The organism is Pseudomonas subflava, from assembly GCF_023823685.1.
Lineage (GTDB): Bacteria > Pseudomonadota > Gammaproteobacteria > Pseudomonadales > Pseudomonadaceae > Aquipseudomonas > Aquipseudomonas subflava.
In genome coordinates, this window is sequence record NZ_JAMXBF010000014.1 from 53,232 (window position 1) to 69,505 (window position 16,274).

The 16,274-nt window shown below is 63.0% G+C and carries 24 protein-coding genes and 1 tRNA gene; 4 read left to right on the plus strand and 21 right to left on the minus strand.

Features of this window, described 5'->3' with window-relative positions:
* Positions 1–8: 8 nt before the first annotated feature.
* From NF616_RS18775 to NF616_RS18805, 7 genes are all read right to left on the minus strand, one after another.
* Positions 9–1,013, minus strand: a complete 1,005-nt coding sequence (locus tag NF616_RS18775; protein WP_252275164.1) for a glutathione S-transferase family protein — start codon at positions 1,011–1,013, stop codon at positions 9–11.
* Between the two features lie 89 nt (positions 1,014–1,102).
* Positions 1,103–2,086: a glycosyl transferase family protein gene (locus NF616_RS18780; RefSeq protein WP_252275166.1), complete on the minus strand. Its 984-nt coding sequence runs from the start codon at positions 2,084–2,086 to the stop codon at positions 1,103–1,105.
* Positions 2,087–2,096: 10 nt separating this feature from the next.
* Positions 2,097–2,432, minus strand: a complete 336-nt coding sequence (locus NF616_RS18785; protein ID WP_252275168.1) for a TusE/DsrC/DsvC family sulfur relay protein — start codon at positions 2,430–2,432, stop codon at positions 2,097–2,099.
* Positions 2,429–2,728, minus strand: coding sequence for a sulfurtransferase complex subunit TusB (gene tusB, locus NF616_RS18790; RefSeq protein WP_252275169.1), 300 nt, complete (start codon positions 2,726–2,728; stop codon positions 2,429–2,431). The genes NF616_RS18785 and tusB overlap by 4 nt, the downstream gene beginning before the upstream one ends.
* Entirely contained in the window at positions 2,728–3,087 is a 360-nt protein-coding gene (tusC, locus tag NF616_RS18795) for a sulfurtransferase complex subunit TusC (protein WP_252275171.1), read from the minus strand. Before tusC ends, tusB begins: the two co-directional genes overlap by 1 nt.
* Complete coding sequence (tusD, locus tag NF616_RS18800; RefSeq protein ID WP_252275173.1) at positions 3,087–3,479, minus strand: sulfurtransferase complex subunit TusD; 393 nt, start codon at positions 3,477–3,479, stop codon at positions 3,087–3,089. The genes tusC and tusD overlap by 1 nt, the downstream gene beginning before the upstream one ends.
* Positions 3,480–3,569: 90 nt before the next feature.
* A complete protein-coding gene (locus tag NF616_RS18805) occupies positions 3,570–4,238 on the minus strand; it encodes a Bax inhibitor-1/YccA family protein (protein WP_252275175.1) in 669 nt (222 codons plus the stop codon).
* A 121-nt stretch (positions 4,239–4,359) separates the two neighbouring features.
* Between NF616_RS18805 and NF616_RS18810 the strand changes: the two genes are divergently transcribed.
* Positions 4,360–4,447, plus strand: a tRNA-Ser gene (locus NF616_RS18810).
* 121 nt (positions 4,448–4,568) lie between these two features.
* Here NF616_RS18810 and NF616_RS18815 read toward each other — a convergent pair.
* The 14 genes from NF616_RS18815 to NF616_RS18880 form a co-directional block, all read right to left on the minus strand.
* Complete coding sequence (locus tag NF616_RS18815; protein ID WP_252275176.1) at positions 4,569–5,738, minus strand: Arm DNA-binding domain-containing protein; 1,170 nt, start codon at positions 5,736–5,738, stop codon at positions 4,569–4,571.
* A gap of 442 nt (positions 5,739–6,180) precedes the next feature.
* Positions 6,181–7,638: a DNA cytosine methyltransferase gene (locus NF616_RS18820; protein ID WP_252275178.1), complete on the minus strand. Its 1,458-nt coding sequence runs from the start codon at positions 7,636–7,638 to the stop codon at positions 6,181–6,183.
* Between the two features lie 12 nt (positions 7,639–7,650).
* Positions 7,651–7,890 carry a hypothetical protein gene (locus tag NF616_RS18825; protein ID WP_252275181.1) on the minus strand — a complete coding sequence of 80 codons (240 nt, stop codon included), beginning with the start codon at positions 7,888–7,890 and terminating at the stop codon, positions 7,651–7,653.
* Between the two features lie 68 nt (positions 7,891–7,958).
* The gene (locus NF616_RS18830; protein WP_252275182.1) at positions 7,959–8,156 is read right to left on the minus strand and encodes a hypothetical protein; all 198 of its coding nucleotides are present in this window, start codon (positions 8,154–8,156) and stop codon (positions 7,959–7,961) included.
* Positions 8,157–8,165: 9 nt separating this feature from the next.
* The gene (locus NF616_RS18835; protein ID WP_252275184.1) at positions 8,166–8,441 is read right to left on the minus strand and encodes a hypothetical protein; all 276 of its coding nucleotides are present in this window, start codon (positions 8,439–8,441) and stop codon (positions 8,166–8,168) included.
* 53 nt (positions 8,442–8,494) lie between these two features.
* Positions 8,495–8,635, minus strand: a complete 141-nt coding sequence (locus NF616_RS18840; protein ID WP_252275186.1) for a hypothetical protein — start codon at positions 8,633–8,635, stop codon at positions 8,495–8,497.
* A gap of 9 nt (positions 8,636–8,644) precedes the next feature.
* Positions 8,645–8,800: a hypothetical protein gene (locus NF616_RS18845; RefSeq protein ID WP_252275188.1), complete on the minus strand. Its 156-nt coding sequence runs from the start codon at positions 8,798–8,800 to the stop codon at positions 8,645–8,647.
* A 45-nt stretch (positions 8,801–8,845) separates the two neighbouring features.
* Positions 8,846–11,587, minus strand: coding sequence for a toprim domain-containing protein (locus tag NF616_RS18850; protein WP_252275190.1), 2,742 nt, complete (start codon positions 11,585–11,587; stop codon positions 8,846–8,848).
* A 9-nt stretch (positions 11,588–11,596) separates the two neighbouring features.
* Positions 11,597–11,830, minus strand: a complete 234-nt coding sequence (locus tag NF616_RS18855) for a hypothetical protein (RefSeq protein ID WP_252275192.1) — start codon at positions 11,828–11,830, stop codon at positions 11,597–11,599.
* A 68-nt stretch (positions 11,831–11,898) separates the two neighbouring features.
* On the minus strand, positions 11,899–12,240 hold the full coding sequence (locus NF616_RS18860) for a hypothetical protein (RefSeq protein ID WP_252275193.1): 342 nt from the start codon (positions 12,238–12,240) through the stop codon (positions 11,899–11,901).
* Positions 12,241–12,242: 2 nt separating this feature from the next.
* On the minus strand, positions 12,243–12,512 hold the full coding sequence (locus NF616_RS18865; RefSeq protein WP_252275195.1) for an Ogr/Delta-like zinc finger protein: 270 nt from the start codon (positions 12,510–12,512) through the stop codon (positions 12,243–12,245).
* 66 nt (positions 12,513–12,578) lie between these two features.
* Positions 12,579–13,061, minus strand: coding sequence for a YmfL family putative regulatory protein (locus tag NF616_RS18870; protein WP_252275197.1), 483 nt, complete (start codon positions 13,059–13,061; stop codon positions 12,579–12,581).
* A 29-nt stretch (positions 13,062–13,090) separates the two neighbouring features.
* On the minus strand, positions 13,091–13,408 hold the full coding sequence (locus NF616_RS18875; protein WP_252275199.1) for a helix-turn-helix domain-containing protein: 318 nt from the start codon (positions 13,406–13,408) through the stop codon (positions 13,091–13,093).
* Positions 13,405–13,602 carry a DNA-binding protein gene (locus NF616_RS18880; RefSeq protein ID WP_252275476.1) on the minus strand — a complete coding sequence of 66 codons (198 nt, stop codon included), beginning with the start codon at positions 13,600–13,602 and terminating at the stop codon, positions 13,405–13,407. The genes NF616_RS18875 and NF616_RS18880 overlap by 4 nt, the downstream gene beginning before the upstream one ends.
* Positions 13,603–13,682: 80 nt before the next feature.
* Here NF616_RS18880 and NF616_RS18885 point away from each other — a divergent pair, with 80 nt between their 5' ends.
* From NF616_RS18885 to NF616_RS18895, 3 genes are read left to right on the plus strand one after another with little or no spacing between them, the layout of a single operon-like run.
* Positions 13,683–14,042, plus strand: coding sequence for a helix-turn-helix domain-containing protein (locus NF616_RS18885; protein WP_252275477.1), 360 nt, complete (start codon positions 13,683–13,685; stop codon positions 14,040–14,042).
* Between the two features lie 55 nt (positions 14,043–14,097).
* A complete protein-coding gene (locus NF616_RS18890; protein WP_252275201.1) occupies positions 14,098–14,844 on the plus strand; it encodes a hypothetical protein in 747 nt (248 codons plus the stop codon).
* A 49-nt stretch (positions 14,845–14,893) separates the two neighbouring features.
* On the plus strand, positions 14,894–16,264 hold the full coding sequence (locus NF616_RS18895; RefSeq protein WP_252275202.1) for a KAP family P-loop NTPase fold protein: 1,371 nt from the start codon (positions 14,894–14,896) through the stop codon (positions 16,262–16,264).
* Positions 16,265–16,274 lie beyond the last annotated feature (10 nt).

A 16,274-nucleotide genomic window follows, 5' to 3' on the forward strand; every position in this document is an offset into this window, starting at 1 on the left:
CTCTTTTCTCAACGCGCCTTGCGAGCGATGCCGCTGCCCGGCAGGGCCTCGCGTCCGTGGGGCTGGTCGAAGCGCTGCTGCGGGCCCAGCGGAACGATGCCGGTCGGGTTGATGGTGTGGTGACTGGCGTAGTAGTGGTGCTTGATGTGCTGGAAGTCCACCGTCTGCGCCACGCCCGGCCACTGGTAAAGCTCGCGCAGCCAGCCGCTCAGGTTGGGATAATCCGCCAGGCGTCGCAGGTTGCACTTGAAATGGCCGTGGTACACGGCATCGAAGCGGATCAGCGTGGTGAACAGGCGGATATCGGCCTCGGTCAGGTGCTCGCCGGTCAGGTAGCGACGCTTGCCCAGTAGCTGCTCCAGCCAATCCAACTCGTCGAACAGCGTGCCAAAGGCCTCTTCGTAGGCTTCCTGAGTGGTGGCGAAGCCGGCGCGGTACACGCCGTTGTTCACCGCCGGGTAGATGCGCGCATTGAGCGCGTCGATCTCCTCGCGCAGGGCCTCCGGGTAGAGGTCCAAATCGTTGCCGGCAATGCCGTCGAAGGCCGAGTTGAACATGCGGATGATCTCCGCAGATTCGTTGCTGACGATGCGCTGCTGTTGCTTGTCCCACAGCAGTGGCACGGTCACCCGTCCGGTGTAGCGAGCATCGTCACGGGTGTAGCGCTGATGCAGAAACTGCAGATCATCCAGGGCGTCGCCGCTGGAGCCGGTGGCCTTGTCGAACGTCCAGCCCTGCTCGCGCATCAGCCAGCTGACCACCGACACGTCGATCAGCCCGTCCAGGCCCTTGAGCTGGCGGTAGATCAGGGTGCGATGGGCCCAGGGGCAGGCCAGTGACACATAGAGATGGTAGCGGCCGGCCTCGGCGCGGAAGCCGCCTACGCCGCTCGGGCCTGCGGCGCCGTCGGCGGTGATCCAGTTGCGGCGCTGCGCGTTCTCGCGCTGGAAGCGGCCGTCCTTGCTGGTGTCGTACCACTGGTCATGCCAGCGGCCTTCGATGAGTTGTCCCATGGTGAACTCCACTTGCTGGTAGGCGTTGGAGTCCAGTCTATGGATTTGCGTTCGATGGATAAGCGCAAAAACAGGGTTTCAACTATCGATCAGCTCGATGGGTGTCTCGCATCCCAGCGTTTGCGGGCCTCGGCGAAGGCGGCCTCACGTTCTTGACCCAGGCCATGCAGGGCCAGCGCCATGGTGCTCAGCACCGCCAGTTCGCCGTAGCTGTCGTGTTCCTCACCGCGCCAGAAGGCCAACAGATGCTGTGGGTCCAGGCCCTCCGGCTTGACGTGGCGCTGGGCGGAGAGGGCGGGCCATTCCTCGTCGCGGATCTCGCCGTGCTGGGTGCCGAACAGCTGACAGATCCCGTCCGGGTTGACTTCGATCTCACCGCCTTCGCCCTTGATCACGATGGCGTGGTCGCCCAGCAGCCGACTGGCCTCGCGGTGCACCGCCTGGTAGCCGGGGTGGAAGATGCTCTGCAGACCGACCCGCGCGCCCAGCGGGTTGAGGATGCGCGCCAGCGAGTGGATCGGCGAGCGGAGGCCCAGGGTGTTGCGCAGGTCGATCATCCGCTGCAGCCGCGGCGCCCAGGCGCCCAGCGAGGTGAAGGCCAGGTTGTGGCGATCCAGTGCCTCGCCGACTTCGCGCCAGTTTGCGCACAGCGGAATCTCCAGTGTCTGCAGCAGCTGTTCGCTGTACAGGCGCCCGGCGGTATGTGCGTCGCCGCCATGGATCAGAATGCGCACGCCGCTGGCCGACAGCGCCTTGATCGCCAGCAGGAACCAGGGCAGGTGACGCTTCTTGCCGGCGTAGGTCGGCCAGTCGATATCCACCGCGATCCGCGGAGCATTCAGGCGTGCGCGAATGGCCTCGGTAAAGCCGGCCAGCTCCTCGGCGCTTTCCTCCTTGTGCCGCAGCAGCATGAGGAAGGCGCCGAGCTGGGTGTCTTCGACCTTGCCGTCGAGCAACATGCCCATGGCCTCGCGGGCCTCGTCACGGGTCATGTTGCGGGCGCCGCGCTTGCCCTTGCCGAGGATGCGCACGAACTGGGCGAAGGGATGTTCCGGCGGGGCGACGAGATTCATGGCGAGACTTTCACAGACAATTCGTGGGTTTTGGCAGGCCGGCCAGCTTGGCGGCGAGCTTGGCGGGCGTGCCCTTGAACAGGCGGTTGAGGTTCAGGCTGTTGCCCTTGTCCGGGCCCAGCTTGAGGGCTACGTACTTGATCAGCGGGCGGGTGGCCGGCGACAGCTGGAACTCGGAGTAGAAGCCGCGCAGCAGTTCGAGGATCTCCCAATGCTCGGCGGACAGCGGCAGCTCCTCGCGCTCGGCCAGCGCCTCGGCGGCGGCCGGCGACCAGTCGCTCAGCTCGACCAGGAAGCCGTCCTTGTCCAGGGCGATTTCCTGGCCATCGATCAGCAAGGTGCTCATAGCCAGCTGTTGACCTTGGCGTAGTGGCCGCAGAGCTCGACGAACGTCGGGTAGTCGATCGCCTGGGCGCGAGCCGGTGCGCTCAGGGCGCGGGCCTGCAGGTCTTCGTCGAGCGCGTACAGGGCGATGCTGGCCGGCATCAGTTCCAGCGCCTGGAGTTGGGCGGTACCGGGCTGCAGCGCATAGACGGCGTCACCGCTCAGCAGCACGCCGTCGTCGGGGCCGAGCAGGCGCAGGCAGCTGGCCAGGCGGCTGTCGCTGAAGGGCGAATGGGACAGCAGATGCAATGTGGCCATCAGATGGTTACCACCTGGTCGAAACGGTCGAGAAGCTGGGCGAGGGCGTGATCATCCAGCTCCACCGCTGGCAGAATCAGCTGCGCGTCGATCAGGCCACGTTCGGTCAGGCTGCGGCTGGAGACAAACAGCTCTTCCACACCGAACAGCGGCAGCGCCTGGAGGTTGGCGGTGAGGTCCTTCTGCTGCAGCGCGGCGGCCTGCTGGCCGGCGACCAGCTGGAATACGCCGTCGTCGAGAAACAGCAGCCCCAGCGGCAGGTCGAAGGCGCCACCGGCCAGGGCGATGTCCAGCGCCTCACGGGTGCTGGGGCCTGCCCAGGGCGCCTGGCGGCTGATGATCAACATGGATTTGCTCATCACTGGCCCCCGAAGCAGACCAGGCGGTCCGCCATTTGCGCGGCTTCGTGCAGCTGGCCGAGGCCGGACAGTTCCCAGGGCGCGTCCAGATTGGCGGCCGGCCTGCCGTAGCGCTGCGCTTCCTCGGCGTTCAGTACGCCGCGGCGCAGTGCCGCGGCGATGCACACCACGGCGTCGAGATTGTGCTGCTGCACGAAGTTGCGCCATTCGCCCGCCAGGTCGAGTTCGTCCTGCGGGCTCACCACGTTGCTGGACGCGCTGTGCACCCCGTCCTGGTAGAAGAACAGGCGGACGATCTCGTGGCCGCCATCTACCGTCGCCTGGGCAAAGCGCAAGGCGCGGCGCGAGGAGGGCGCATGGCTGGGAGCGAACAGGGCGATGGCGAATTTCATGGCGGCTCGGCGGCGATATGAGTGGCGCAATGATAAACGCCGAAGCATGAAAAAGCCCGCCGAAGCGGGCTCGTTCAATAGTGCGGCGACTCAGTCGTCGCTGCCCATGATGCCGAAGATCTGCAGCAGGCTGATGAACAGGTTGTAGATCGACACGTACAGGCTGATGGTGGCCATCACGTAGTTGCGTTCGCCGCCATGAATGATGGCGCTGGTCTGGAACAGGATGCAGGCCGACGAGAACAGCACGAAGCCGGCGCTGATGGCCAGTTGCAGGCCGCTGATCTGGAAGAAGAAGCCCGCGATCATGGCGCCCAGCAGGACGAAGAAGCCTGCGGTGATGAAGCCGCCGAGGAAGCTCATGTCCTTGCGGGTGGTCAGCACGTAGGCGGACAGACCGAAGAACACCAGTGCGGTCATGCCCAGGGCGCTGGCGATCAGCTCGCCGCCGTTGGCCATGCCCAGGTACATGTTGAGGATCGGGCCCAGTACGTAGCCCATGAAGCCGGTCAGGGCAAAGGTGGTGAGCAGGCCCCAGCCGCTGTTGCGCAGCTTGGCGGTGAGGAAGAACAGGCCGTAGAAACCGACCAGAGTGACGATGATGCCGGGATGGGGAAGGTTCAGTTGCGCGCTGAAGAAGGCGCAGAGCGCGCTGAACACCAGGGTCATGGCCAGCAGGCCATAGGTGTTGCGCAGGACCTTGCTGGTCTCCAGCTGGTCCGCCTGCGCGTGGGCGAGTGCGTAATCCTGTTCGTGCATGACATCCCTCCTGAGGGGCTGAAATCCGTGGTCAGGCCGATCATAGCAGAGCCCCTTGCCCTGCCAATGCCGAGAGTTTGACAGTGTGTTGCGTTCGGGTAGTATGGCGGCCCGCAAATGCGGAGGTGTGGCCGAGTGGTTTAAGGCAGCGGTCTTGAAAACCGCCGATGGGCAACTATCCGTGAGTTCGAATCTCACCGCCTCCGCCATCTAACATGCTGTTTTTCCTAGTATTTCCTGGCGATACACCCCCGAAAGGGAGCGTTTTGGGAACATTTTGGGAATGACAGGCAAAAAAAAGGGGCCCCGCAGGGCCCCTTTTTCGTTGTTTCAAGACAGTCTCAGCGCCTGGTTGAGCAGGCCGACGATGTCCGGCCCGTCCTTGCTGATCCACTTGGCGTAGTGCTTGAAGATCATCGCCGTGGACGTGTGGCCCATCTGGTCGGCAATCCATTCTGGCGTGGCGATGCCGCTGCTCAGCATCTGGCTGGCGAAGGTGTGGCGGCACTGATTCGGCCCGCGCTGGCGGATGCCGGCTTTCTTCAAGTGACCATTCCACCAGCCGTTTCGCAACGTGTCCGACGTTGAGAAAGCCTCACCGCTGGCTGTGTTGTGGAACACGAAGCGCACCTGTTGGGCCTTCCTGGTGCGGTTGTCTCGGTCGATCACCTCGATCGGCACCGGTTTCAGGTCCTTGGTCAGCTTGGCCTGGCGCTGCAGCGCACGCAGCGCTGGCGCCAGCAGCTGCACCTTCCTGGTTGAGCGGCGGGTCTTGGTCACCTTGTACTGGCTGCGCACCCGAGCACGGCGGAATAACACCGTGCCCGCCTCCAGATCGATATCTTCCCAGGCCAGCGCCATGGCCTCGCTCACGCGCGGGCCGCTCCAGATCATGAATTCGATCAGGTTGAGCTCTGCCCCCCGGTGGGTAGGCGTGGCCAGGATCGTTTCGATTTCCTCGCGAGTGAACGGGTCCGGGTCTTCGGCATCCGGCAGGGTGATTTCGATGCCATCGGTTGGGTCGTGCGCGGTACGGTTGCGGGTGCGGTACAGGCGGAACACCTGGCGCAAGTTACTCACTACCTCGCGTACCGTCTTGTTGTGCAGCTTGGGCATGAGGCTGTTTTGTACCCAGTTCTGCACGTCCAGGTGGTCGATGCCATCGGCCTGGCAGTCGCCCCAGCGCGGCCTGATGTGGGTTTCCACCCTGCTGCTGTAGCCGCGAAAGCCACTGGCGGCCATCTTGTTGCGCTTGATGTCGAGCCAGAGGTCGATGTAGTGGCCGAGAGTGTTGGTTTTCACCCTGGGCGAATCAGGAAAGTGCCGGGCATAGCTGAACGTGCCGGCCTTGATTTCGTAGTTGATCATGCCTACCAGGCGCTCGGCCTGTGCTTTGTTATCGGGCGTGGCGTCGCCGGGGAATGGCTCCCGGCACAGCTCGCCCTCGTAGCGGAAATACACGCGTACGCGGTTGCCGCGCACCTCAACCCCTTCGGCCATCTGCGTCCCCCACGCATATGAAAACGGCGCCAGTGTAGGGGCGCCGCAAAGTCGCGGCCCGAGTGCGGGCCGAGAATCTCGGTCTGCTACTTCTTGTCTGGTTGGCCGGGCTGATCAGCTCGCCCGTATACTCACTGCACGCCCGCCGGCCGCGCATCGGCAAGGATGACGGCCGGGCAGGGTGCCCTCAACTCAGGAGCGTGCAAATGAATTGCCCCGTCTGCCTCCAAAAAGCCGAAGCGATACCTCCGCGCGGTAATTACCAGGATGTCGATTGCCCTGGGTGTGGCCGCTTCAAATTTACAGGCACGCTAAAGGCCATTCAGGCCGATAAGGTCTTCGACGTCCCCGAAGCGCGAGCTCGATTGGAGCAGCGGCGGCAGGGGGACGAAGTGCCCATGCTGAGCAGTGATGACGCCGACCTTCTGCGGGATAAGTAGACTCATGCGAAGCTACCTCCGCGATTCAGTTGCTGCTTGATCCGCCGGCCGATCCATCGCACCACCGGCACCGCCTTGCTGTTACCGATGGCCTTGTAGCGCGGGCCGTCCGGGCATTCCTCGGCGGGCTTACCGCGCCATGGGATCAGCGTGTGGTCGTCGGGCATGCCCTGCAGGCGCTCGCACTCGCGCGGGGTGAGCCGGCGCACCTTTGAGCTGATCAGCGTCGGTGGCCGCTGTCCCTTGGCGAGCGTGTGGCAAGGATCTCCCGGTTGGGGGTTGCTCCTGCAGGTTGGTGAGGTGATCTGCGTCTGGTCGAACACCAGGATCGCATTCTCCTGGCCGCTATTGCGGCCCAGGGTGTGCGTTTGGTCTACCTCTACGCACGGGTCTTGGGTGCCGTGCACAACCAACAGGCCTGCATGCACATCCTGCTGGGTTACGCTACCTGCTGCCTTACCGTTGGCCTGCAGGGTTCCGGCAGTCAGGGGGATGTCATCGTAGCTGTAACCTCCAGACTTGCGGCCGCCACCTGCCAAGGTAGGGGCGACGCAGAACGTCTCGGAGGCGAAGTCGTTGCGCTGGCCGTGGGCTGTCAGGGCGCCGGCCTGGAACAGGTTGCCGCTCTGGTTCTCGCCGCCGAATGCCGGCACGCCGGCCATCACCTCCACGGCTGGCCCCTCGTCGCCCTCGCAATTCGGGCAGCCGTACTCGCCCAGGCTCAGGCCGAAGGTGTATCCGCATCCGCACTGGAGAGCAGGGCCGAATGGAGCGTGGCCGGCAAGGTCTTGCCCCTCGCCTCGGCGCGGCGGATGATCCCGGCGCAGGCCTTCGGACTCAAAAAGTACCGCTGCGGGATCGAAGCCTGCTCGAGCACTTGCGACAACGAACACACGGCGGCGTCGTTGGGCCACTCCGAGATATTGGGCATCCAGCACCCGCCACGCGGCTGCTCGCTTGGGTCCATACACACAACCAGCGTTCGTCCACCTTCCCCCTGCCGGGAGAAGCGCATCGGATTCGCCCACCAGGGCGCCGAGGAAGCACCCGAACGCATTGCCTTTGTCGGAGAGGACGCCGGGGACGTTTTCCCAGACGACGATACACTCGTCTCCGGCGGGGCGAACATGGTCAACTGCATCTGCCAGCTCCACGAATTTGATGGTGAGGGCGCCACGCGGATCGGCCATGCCGGCGCGCATACCGGCAACGCTGAACGCCTGACAGGGGGTTCCACCGACGAGAATCAGCGGTGCGGCGACTATGCCCAGCAGCACCTCGCGGGCCAGCTTGGTCATGTCGCCCAGGTTGGGGACCTTCGGCCAGCGGTGGGCGAGCACGGCGGAGGGGAAGGGCTCGATCTCGGCGAACCAGCGAGGCTCGAAGTCTAGGCATTCCCAAGCCAGCGACGCCGCCTCGATGCCGCTGCAGATGGAGCCGTAATCGATTGCGCAAGTCATGCATCAAGCTCCTTAACGGGCATGTCGCGATCCCTTTGTTTTCTTAGCAGCGACGTTGGCCATGTAGGTGGCCCACTCTTCGCGCTTGAGCTGCTGGCGCTTGCGGCTGCAGGCGGCGTGCTTCCGGGTCGATCGAGCGTTGCCGCAGATGTCGCAGATGCTGGGGAGCTCCAGCCGGTGGCTGGCCATGGTCGGCCGGGAGCGAGCGGTGGTAGCCTTCTCGCCGCTGACTTCTTGGGGGTTCACTTGCATGGTGCTTCTCCTTGGGGTTGGTCAGGCCCTGCCGAGTTGCCGCTCGGCGGGGCCTTCTTGTTTCTGGGCTATTCGCTGAGGGGGTCGAAGGCGAACTCGCCTGAGTCGACGAAATGGACATGTGGAGCATCCACGCCGAACCAGCAGCAGCGGGGCTCGACCAGGCTGCTGATCTGCAGCGAGCAGGTCTGCCCGTAGTAGTCATCGAGGCTGATCAGCGGAAAGCCCCGCTCGGTGACGGTGCAGGTGAGTTCGCTATTGCTCATGGCCGGCCCTCAGCTCGCCACGACGGCATTGATGGTCAGGTCTGCGGGCACGTCGCCCTTGAGGCTCTGCAGGCGCTCGATCTGCTGCTCGCTGCATTCGTCGATGCAGATGACCTTCGCGCCGCGGCTGATGCGGTGGCGCACGAGCAGTTCGAGGTCGTCCGCCTTGTGGTAGGCGCTGCCCTTGATGATCTGGTGCTCGTCCTGCCCGGCCGCGCTGGCCTTCTCGCGCAGGCGGGTGGTCTTGCCGGTCATGGGGGCGCCGCGTTCTACGTTCAGTTGCATGGTGCTTCTCCTTGGGGGTGTTGCCCGGGCGTTGCCGCGCCCGGGCTTGGGGTTCATTGCAGGGCTACAGCCAGCAGCGAGGGGCCGAAGTAGCCGGCCAGCGCCAGGGCCAGCAGGGTCAAGCCGCTGATGGCCAGGGTGGCCAGCGCTTCGGCGCGGCTGGCGGGGTAGAAGTCGTCGTTGTCGTCGTGCATGGCGGGCCCTTAGCCGAAGCTGCAATCGGTGAGGGCGAAGGCGACGACCAGGTCGTAGCCCAGGTTGAGGATCATCAGCAGCAGGGCCAGGATCCCGAGCGAGGTGCCGAGGATCATCAGGCGGTTGAGCAGGCGCTGCTGGTTGAGGGCTTCTTCGTTGTGCATGGTGCTTCTCCTTGGGGTGGTACCGGCGTTGCCGCGCCGGCGGGCTTACAGGGCCTTGAACAGCCAGCACTTCACCGTGGTGGGGCGCTGGTTGCTGGCGTTGTTTCGGATGTTGAAGGCGGCGCGCACGGCGCTGTCGACGGCCTTGTTGGCCTCGATCAGGGGGCGGCTACGGCTGTTGCGCAGCAGGGTGCGCAGGGTGTCGGGGTCGGCCAGCTTCTGCTTGTGCTCGGCGGCCCGTTCGCAGAATTCATTGATGTGGATGGCGATGACGCCATCCTTCTTGGAGTGGTTGACCGTGGGCTCCTCGCTGAGCGACTCGAGGTAGTCGAAGACCTCCCAGAATTCCGCCACTTCCTTCGGGTCGGAGTTCACCGCGTGCTGGCGGGCCACGGCCATGGCGCGCAGCTCGCGCAGCACGGCGTCGTGCTGGCGGTCGGTGATCGGCGCCACCAGGCGCAGCGCGTCGACCAGGGCCATGATCTGGGCGTGGTTCTTGATGATCCGCTCGATGCGGATCTCCTTCAGGCCGCGCAGCTCCTGCTCGTACACCCTCACGCGCTCGCGGAACACCTCCAGCACCTTCTGCTCCTGCCGTACCGCCAGCAGCAGGAAGTGGCTCACGTCACCCACCTGCAGGTGGTTGAGGTTGTCGGCCGCGGCGCGGCTCTGGTCGGTGACCTCGGGCCGCACGAAGTGCAGCTTGACGATGCGGGTGAGGATGGCCTCGGAGGCCACGACCGTGGCGTTCTGGCTCATCACCATGGCGCCGCGGAAGGGCGGTTCGTGCGTCTCGTTGCCCGACGTCTTCACGCCGGTCACGCCCAGGCTGCCGCCGTTGAACAGCGGTTTGAACTCGTCCCAATCGAAGGCCTTGGAGGCGTTGCCCTTGTCGTCGCTGCGGTCGGCCTCGAGCATCACCACCGGCATACCGGAGATCTGGCTCAGCCAGCGGCGCAGGCCGGCCTTCGACATTTTCGACGGGTCCTTGCCTTCCTCGTCGGGGCGGCCCAGCAGCTTCCATAGGAAGGTGATCAGCGTGGTCTTGCCGGCGCCGGCCTCGCCGGTGGCTTCCAGAAAGGGAAAGCTCTGGAACTCGGCGCGGATCTGCTCGCAGAACAGCGCCCCGAACCAGTAGGTGAGGGCGATGAAGCCCTGGGTGCCGAAGCACGTCCACAGCCAGCTGAGCCACTCCTTGCGGTAGCCCTCGTCGGTGCGCGCGATCTCCATGCGGATGGACTTCTGCAGGGTCTTCAGGCGCAGACCCTTGAACTCGAAGTAGTCCTCCGCGTTGGCGGCCTCCACCACGCCGCCGCGTACGGCCAGGTCGCCGAACACGTAGCAGCTGTGATCCTTGCTGTAGCCGATGAAGTCGATGGTCTTCACCGTTTTCAGGGCGAAGAGCTGCTCCTTCATGATCTTGTCGAGCTGGGCGCCGCTGCCGGTGAATACGGCGCCGGCGGCCATGCCCAGCAGGCGCTTCTTGAACTCGCTGGCGGCCGCCACCTGGCCGCCGGTGAAGGTGTTGCGGACGGTGGGCTCGTCGTGGGGGAAGTCGACGCGGAAGTAGTACCAGCTCTCGTCCGTCACCTCGTTGCGCTGGAAGTACAGCGCCTGCGGGTAGCAGTTGGCGATTTCCACCACACAACCGGCCTGGCGCAGTGCCTTCTCGCGCATCTGCTTGGTATTGAGCAGCTGCTCTTCGTGGTCGTCGCTGTCTTCCAGGCCCTGCATGGCCCGGTTGAATTTCTCCAGGTCCAGCTTGAACCAGTACAGGCGGTTGTCGAAGCCGAAGTGGAATTCGCCCAGTTCGCGCCAGTCGTACATCAGCAGCGCCTTCTCGCTGGCGTTCTCGGCCAGCAGCAGGGCGCCGTGGTACCGGGCCAGCTTGAGGTCACGCTCGCGGGCCTCCTGGCGCTTGCCGGCATCGTCGATGAAGCCCCAGCGCTGGTGCAGGTCGTTCCAATCCACCTTCTTTTCGCGCTGCGGGTACTGCGCCGCCTCGCATTTGAAGCCCAGCTCCCGCGCCATGGCGACGTGCTTGCGGGTGTAGCGGTGGGCGCCTGGCTCGTTGTCCAGCGCCCACACCAGTGTGGGCAGCTTCTGGCCCTCGTCGGCGCGCGCCTTGGCCAGGGCCTTGAGCGACTCGAAGGGGAACGCGCCCGAACTCATGGCCGACACGGCGGAGATACCGTGATGCACGAGGGCGATGGCGTCGAAGATGCCCTCAACCACCCATAGCTCACTCACCTCGGCCAGGTCGACGCAGGGCGGGCACCACCAGTAGCCCTTTGGCGAGCCGCCCGGGGCGAAGCGCGCCTTCATCTTGCCGAAGCGGTGCGGGCGGTCGATCAGCCGCTCCCAGTAACCGCCGTGCTCGAGCGCGAAGCGCACCGTGGCGCTGCCGGCGCCACCGGGAATCTCGCGGCTCCAATAGTTCTCCTGTGTGTACCAGCCCTTCACCAGGGCCAGGTCGAAGCCGCGGGCCCACTGCATGTAGGCGTCTGCCGAGGCGTGTGGCGCCTGATCGGTTGCGGGGTGCTGCTTGCTGTAGTCGTCGAACAGGTCGTCGAACAGCTCCTTCACGTGCCACTGCTCGCCGCACTTGCTCTCCCGGCCGCACTTGATGAACCAGGGCTCGTCGTGGCGGGAGTACAGCTCCTTTTTGCCGCAGGCCGGGCACTTGCCCTTGCGCATGTAATCGGAGCCGCTGATGCGCTTCAGCTCGTAGCGGTCCTCCAGGCGGCGCAGCACTTCCTGGCGGATCTCGTTGGGCATGGACTTCATTGCGTGGCCTTACTGGTTGGCTGCAAGGGCGGCTTGCAGCGCGCCGATGGTGCGTTTGTGGCCGGCGAGGGCCGGGTAGTCATCGAGGATTCGCCGGCTGCGCAGCTCCTCCGGTACCGCCCGGTAGCGATCGTCGTACCAGTGCTCGGTCAGCCCGCGGCGCAGCTCGCAACGCAGGCTGGCGAGCAGGGCCTCAGCGACCGGCTTGGGCATGTCCAGCTGTATGGCGAGCGCTTCGGGCATGGCGGAAACCTCGAATTCAGGGTGCAACTTCCCCAAACCCACGGCGGTGGGGCTGGGTGTGATTGGGCTTAGCGGGTGGCCGAGGCGGCCAGGAATCGGTCGGGCAGTGTGCGCAACGGCGGCTGGAGCCAGCAGCGCGTGCGGTTGTCCAGCACCGCGCCGGTGGCCAGGTCGACGCTGGCCAGCGGCCGGCCCTTGGGCAGCCGGTCGCTCATGGCCAGGTGGGTGATGCGGTCGGCCATGAACACCGGCACGCCCATCGCGCCGACCAGGTACTGCACCGTGCGGCCGAACAGTTGGTCGTCGTGCAGGTGCTCCGCCTCATGGCGCTCGATAAAGCCAGTGGCCGCGGCCTGCATGCTGGTCAGGTAATCGTCGGCCTGCTGCTGGGTGAAGGTGGTGGTTTGCATCGTCAGGCCTCCAGTAGATCGAGCTGGGTTTCGTCCGGGCTGCGCATGGCATCGCGGCGCAGCGCCGCCGGCGCCAACGGCAGCCGCACCCCGGGGTTCGGCATGCCCGAAGGGCTCATTTCGTGGGTGATCTCGAACTGGGCGCGGAACGTGGCCCCGCAGGCCTCGTTGCAGCACTGGAGGTAAGCGGTGCGCAGGAAGATGTGCTGTCCGACACTCGTGCGGATGCGCAGGCTCTTCCCGCAATGCGGGCATACCAGCTTGTAGGTCATATCTCTCCCCGGCCGCCAGACGCGGCCCCGGCCGAAGCCGTTAAGTTGCGACGCCTCGTGCGCCTACTACTGTTCCTGCCCGCCCGGTGTTGCCCGGTGCAGGGTGATAACGGCGCCCACTTCGGCGTGGCGCGCGGCAATGTGTTCGCGGTGAGCGGCGATGATCTCGGCCAGCTCCTGCTCGGTGAGGCGCCCGTCCTCGAGCGCCTTGACGATAATCTGGTCGACCTTGCCCTCGGCCACGTCGGCCACCAGGGAGCGCTGGTACAGGTCCAGGTTGTCCAGCTCGCCGTTCTCCGGCATGGGCACGTGCACGCCGCTGTACAGGCCGGAGACGTAGTCGGGCAGGTAGGAGGTGCCAGCAATCAGCTCCAGCTGGCGGATCTGGTCATCCAGCAGCGGGCGGTGGCCCGGGTTTTCGTAGGCCTTGTTGTCGAACTGCTTAAGGTCCATGCCCAGAGCGGTGGCGGCGCACTCGCGGCCGCCCGGGAAGGCGGCAATCACGGCCTGCACTACGCGGCGGCGGCTATCAAGAATCGGGCGCTTCATCTTCTCGTTTTCCCCTTGCGCCGGCGGCACTACTGTTCCCTCGCAGCTGCGCCATTGGGGGGCGTAGCGCGAGCGGACAGGAATTCGGTGATGTCGCCATCCTTCAAACGCAACAGAACGGCGATGGCGTGCGCATGTCCGCGGATGCAGCGCTTGCGCCCGTTGATGACCTCGTTAACCGAGTTGGAATGTACGTGGTGCTCCCGAGCCCAACTCTTGAGAGCGATGCCGGTGGAGTGGAAGGCAGCTTTCGCCTCGGCATGGGTCTTGAGTGGGGAGGCAAGGTCGCTGCAGAGAAACAGCTCACGCGCACAGACCACACAGCGAGAGGGGTTGGCGGCTTTCATTCTTCCGTTACCTGCTTGATGCCCAGTGCAACGGCAGCCTTGTGGGCCTCGCCGCGGCGGCCCTTCTTCTTTCCAGCCAGGACCTGGTAAGTGGTCGACTGGTCGAGCCCGTTTTTCTCGGCGAAATCCTTGACGGTAACGCCCTGAGCTTCGAGCCAGGCTTTCGCTTGTGCTGGGGTACGAGTGGCGTGCATCATCCGAAACCATCCAAAAACATCCAATGTGGCAGAGAATACCACTCAAACGAGTGGTGTCAATGGGGCTTTCTATCCGAATGAGTGGAATCGGTGATCGTTTGCGCGAGGAGCGCGAGCGCCTGGGGCTTTCTCAGGGTGCATTCGGAGAGCTGGGCGGGGTGAAAGCCAACGCTCAAGGCAACTATGAGAAGGGAGACAGGTTTCCTGATGCTGCCTATCTGGCTGCTGTCGCCGCAGTAGGTGTCGACGTGCTTTATGTGGTGACTGGTGAGCGCAAGCCGCAGCCAGCTAGCAGCATTACCGCCGAAGAATCTGAGTTGCTGAAAAACTTCCGCCGGCTCACCGACGCCGAGCGTGGCTACACCGGGAATATGGTCGCCGGTCTAGCTATCTTGAGCGACCCGGCTGCACGTTTTTTTGAGGGAAAAAAAGGATAACTGCGCTCAATGATGGGCGTGATTTAGTTCCAATGGACCTTGCAAGGAGAGCGCTATGGCTCTGGTCGTCTGCAAAGACTGTAAAACCGAGATTTCTACCGATGCCAAGGTTTGCCCTCAGTGCGGTGCACACAGCGCTGCCGGCTACACCGGCGTGCGAGTCGCCGGCCTGTTCTACCTTGCACTGATCGGCCTGCTGTTCTGGTGGGTCTGGGGATTGATGACCCCGGACAGCTCGCAAGACGTTGTGGTGGCCAACGCCCAAGCTGAGCAGCCTAAGGCCCCGGCGCTCGCCCCAAAACACTTCGCCACCGTGGGGGAAATGATCGAGGACCGAGGCGACTACTCGGCCGAGAACGGCACCTTCGAGCAGATCGCCGCGGAGCCGCTGAAGATCCTGATCGCCGGCACCATCGTTCCGGGCGACCTGGCCGAGAACAATGCCCGCGAGGTGCGCCGCGCCGCGCTGTACGGCGTGTATCGGACGTTGATCCACACCGGCGCCAACAAGGTTACCGTTGTCGCCGTGCCGCGCGAGCTGAACATCCGTGAGGGCACCTCGCGTGTGCTCGACCGCCCGACCTTATCCATCACCGCTACGCGCGCGCAGGCGCTCGAAGCCGCTAGCCGCTTCGTGAAGGTGGACACGGCCGCCGACCTGGTGAACCCCCAGCAGGAGTACGGCATACAGCTGGACAGTTGGAAGCCAGAGTTTGAGGCCGTCTATATGAGCGACCAAGGCCAGATCAAGCTATTAGAGGCGATCAAGGCCGCCGGCGGAGACGTAATCAGCAACGGCTGAAGGTAGCCGCTAGCACGTCGAGTCACCTTTATTTAGAGAGAGGAATCTTGTGAGCGAAGTAGCAAGCACTCCTTGGGATGACGATCTATTCAAAGATCGCAAAGCAGCAAGCGAATTTCTAACTTCATATATGCTTGCAAATCCAGATATTAAAGTACTTAACGTCAATTCTCCTTGGGGAAGCGGTAAATCCTTTTTCTTGCAGCGCTGGTGTAAAGCACTTAGTCAGAATCACGTGTGCATCTATTTCAACGCTTGGGAGAATGACTTTGCTGCTGAGCCCCTAGTTGTTCTAGTGACCAGCATTGAGGAGCAAGCCGCTGACCCCCTGGATATCCAAGGCTCTTCAGCAGGAAGAGGCTTGGTAAAAGGCACATCCGAATTGGTCAAGTCGGCAGCACCATTGATTGCTAAAGGGCTTTTCAAGAAATACTTGGGTTGCGAAATGGATCAAGTGTTTGGAGAGGGGGCGGGCGGTGATGGCGCAGATGCTACCAGTGAATTGGTTGGACGTTTGATCAAGGAGCAAGCAGAGAGCAAGGACAATATCCAGCATTTTAAAGACGCCGTGAAAAACCGTCTGAGCCAAGCTGCTGTAAACCAAGGGAAGAAAAGTCCGGCTTTCATATTCATCGATGAGCTGGATCGGTGTCGGCCTACTTACGCAGTAGAGCTTCTAGAGCGTGTAAAGCATTTCTTTGAGATCGAAGATTGCCGCTTTATAGTCGCATCTGACTCTGAGCAGTTGTCGCACTCAATTTGTGCCATTTATGGCGAGAAGTTTCAATCTCAGAAATATCTCAGGCGTTTCTTTGATGCTGAATATCGGCTTGATCAAGTTGGATTGTCGCTTTTTATTGTAGCTAGTACGCCTGAGTTGAATGATTTTGGTCACCTTGTGCCTTACCGAAAAGCCAGGACTCAAGATTATGCGTCTGGTGTCGTTTTCATAGACTTGCCGACTTATCCGGTTGCCGCGCTGTTCTTCTATGCTTTAGCAAAATTCTTCAATTTTGAGGCGCGTGATGTGCTCCGCTGTATTCGGCAAACAAAAGCCGTTTGCGATGCATTAAAGCAAAGTAACTATGACGTCTTCTGGGCGGCATTCCTAGTATTCATGCATAACTCTAGTCTTGAATTTACCGCTAAGGATATTATCCTTCGTCCTAGTCAGGTTGAGGCGGCCCTACAAAAGATACCAAGTGTATGTTTGAACACTAATCCAAAGCCTACCAGCATTTACGATTTGGTCGCGATGTATTTGCAGCTGATGAACAATCCTGAGGCTGTTTGGAATGTCTATAACACCGATAGGCAGCTTCCACAGTGGAAGGACGGTATTTATTCTATGTATATGCGAGATTCGGACGCGCTAAAGCGTTACGTAAATCTAGTGGAACTGGCTGGGCATCTGGCCTAAAAGCTCGCAG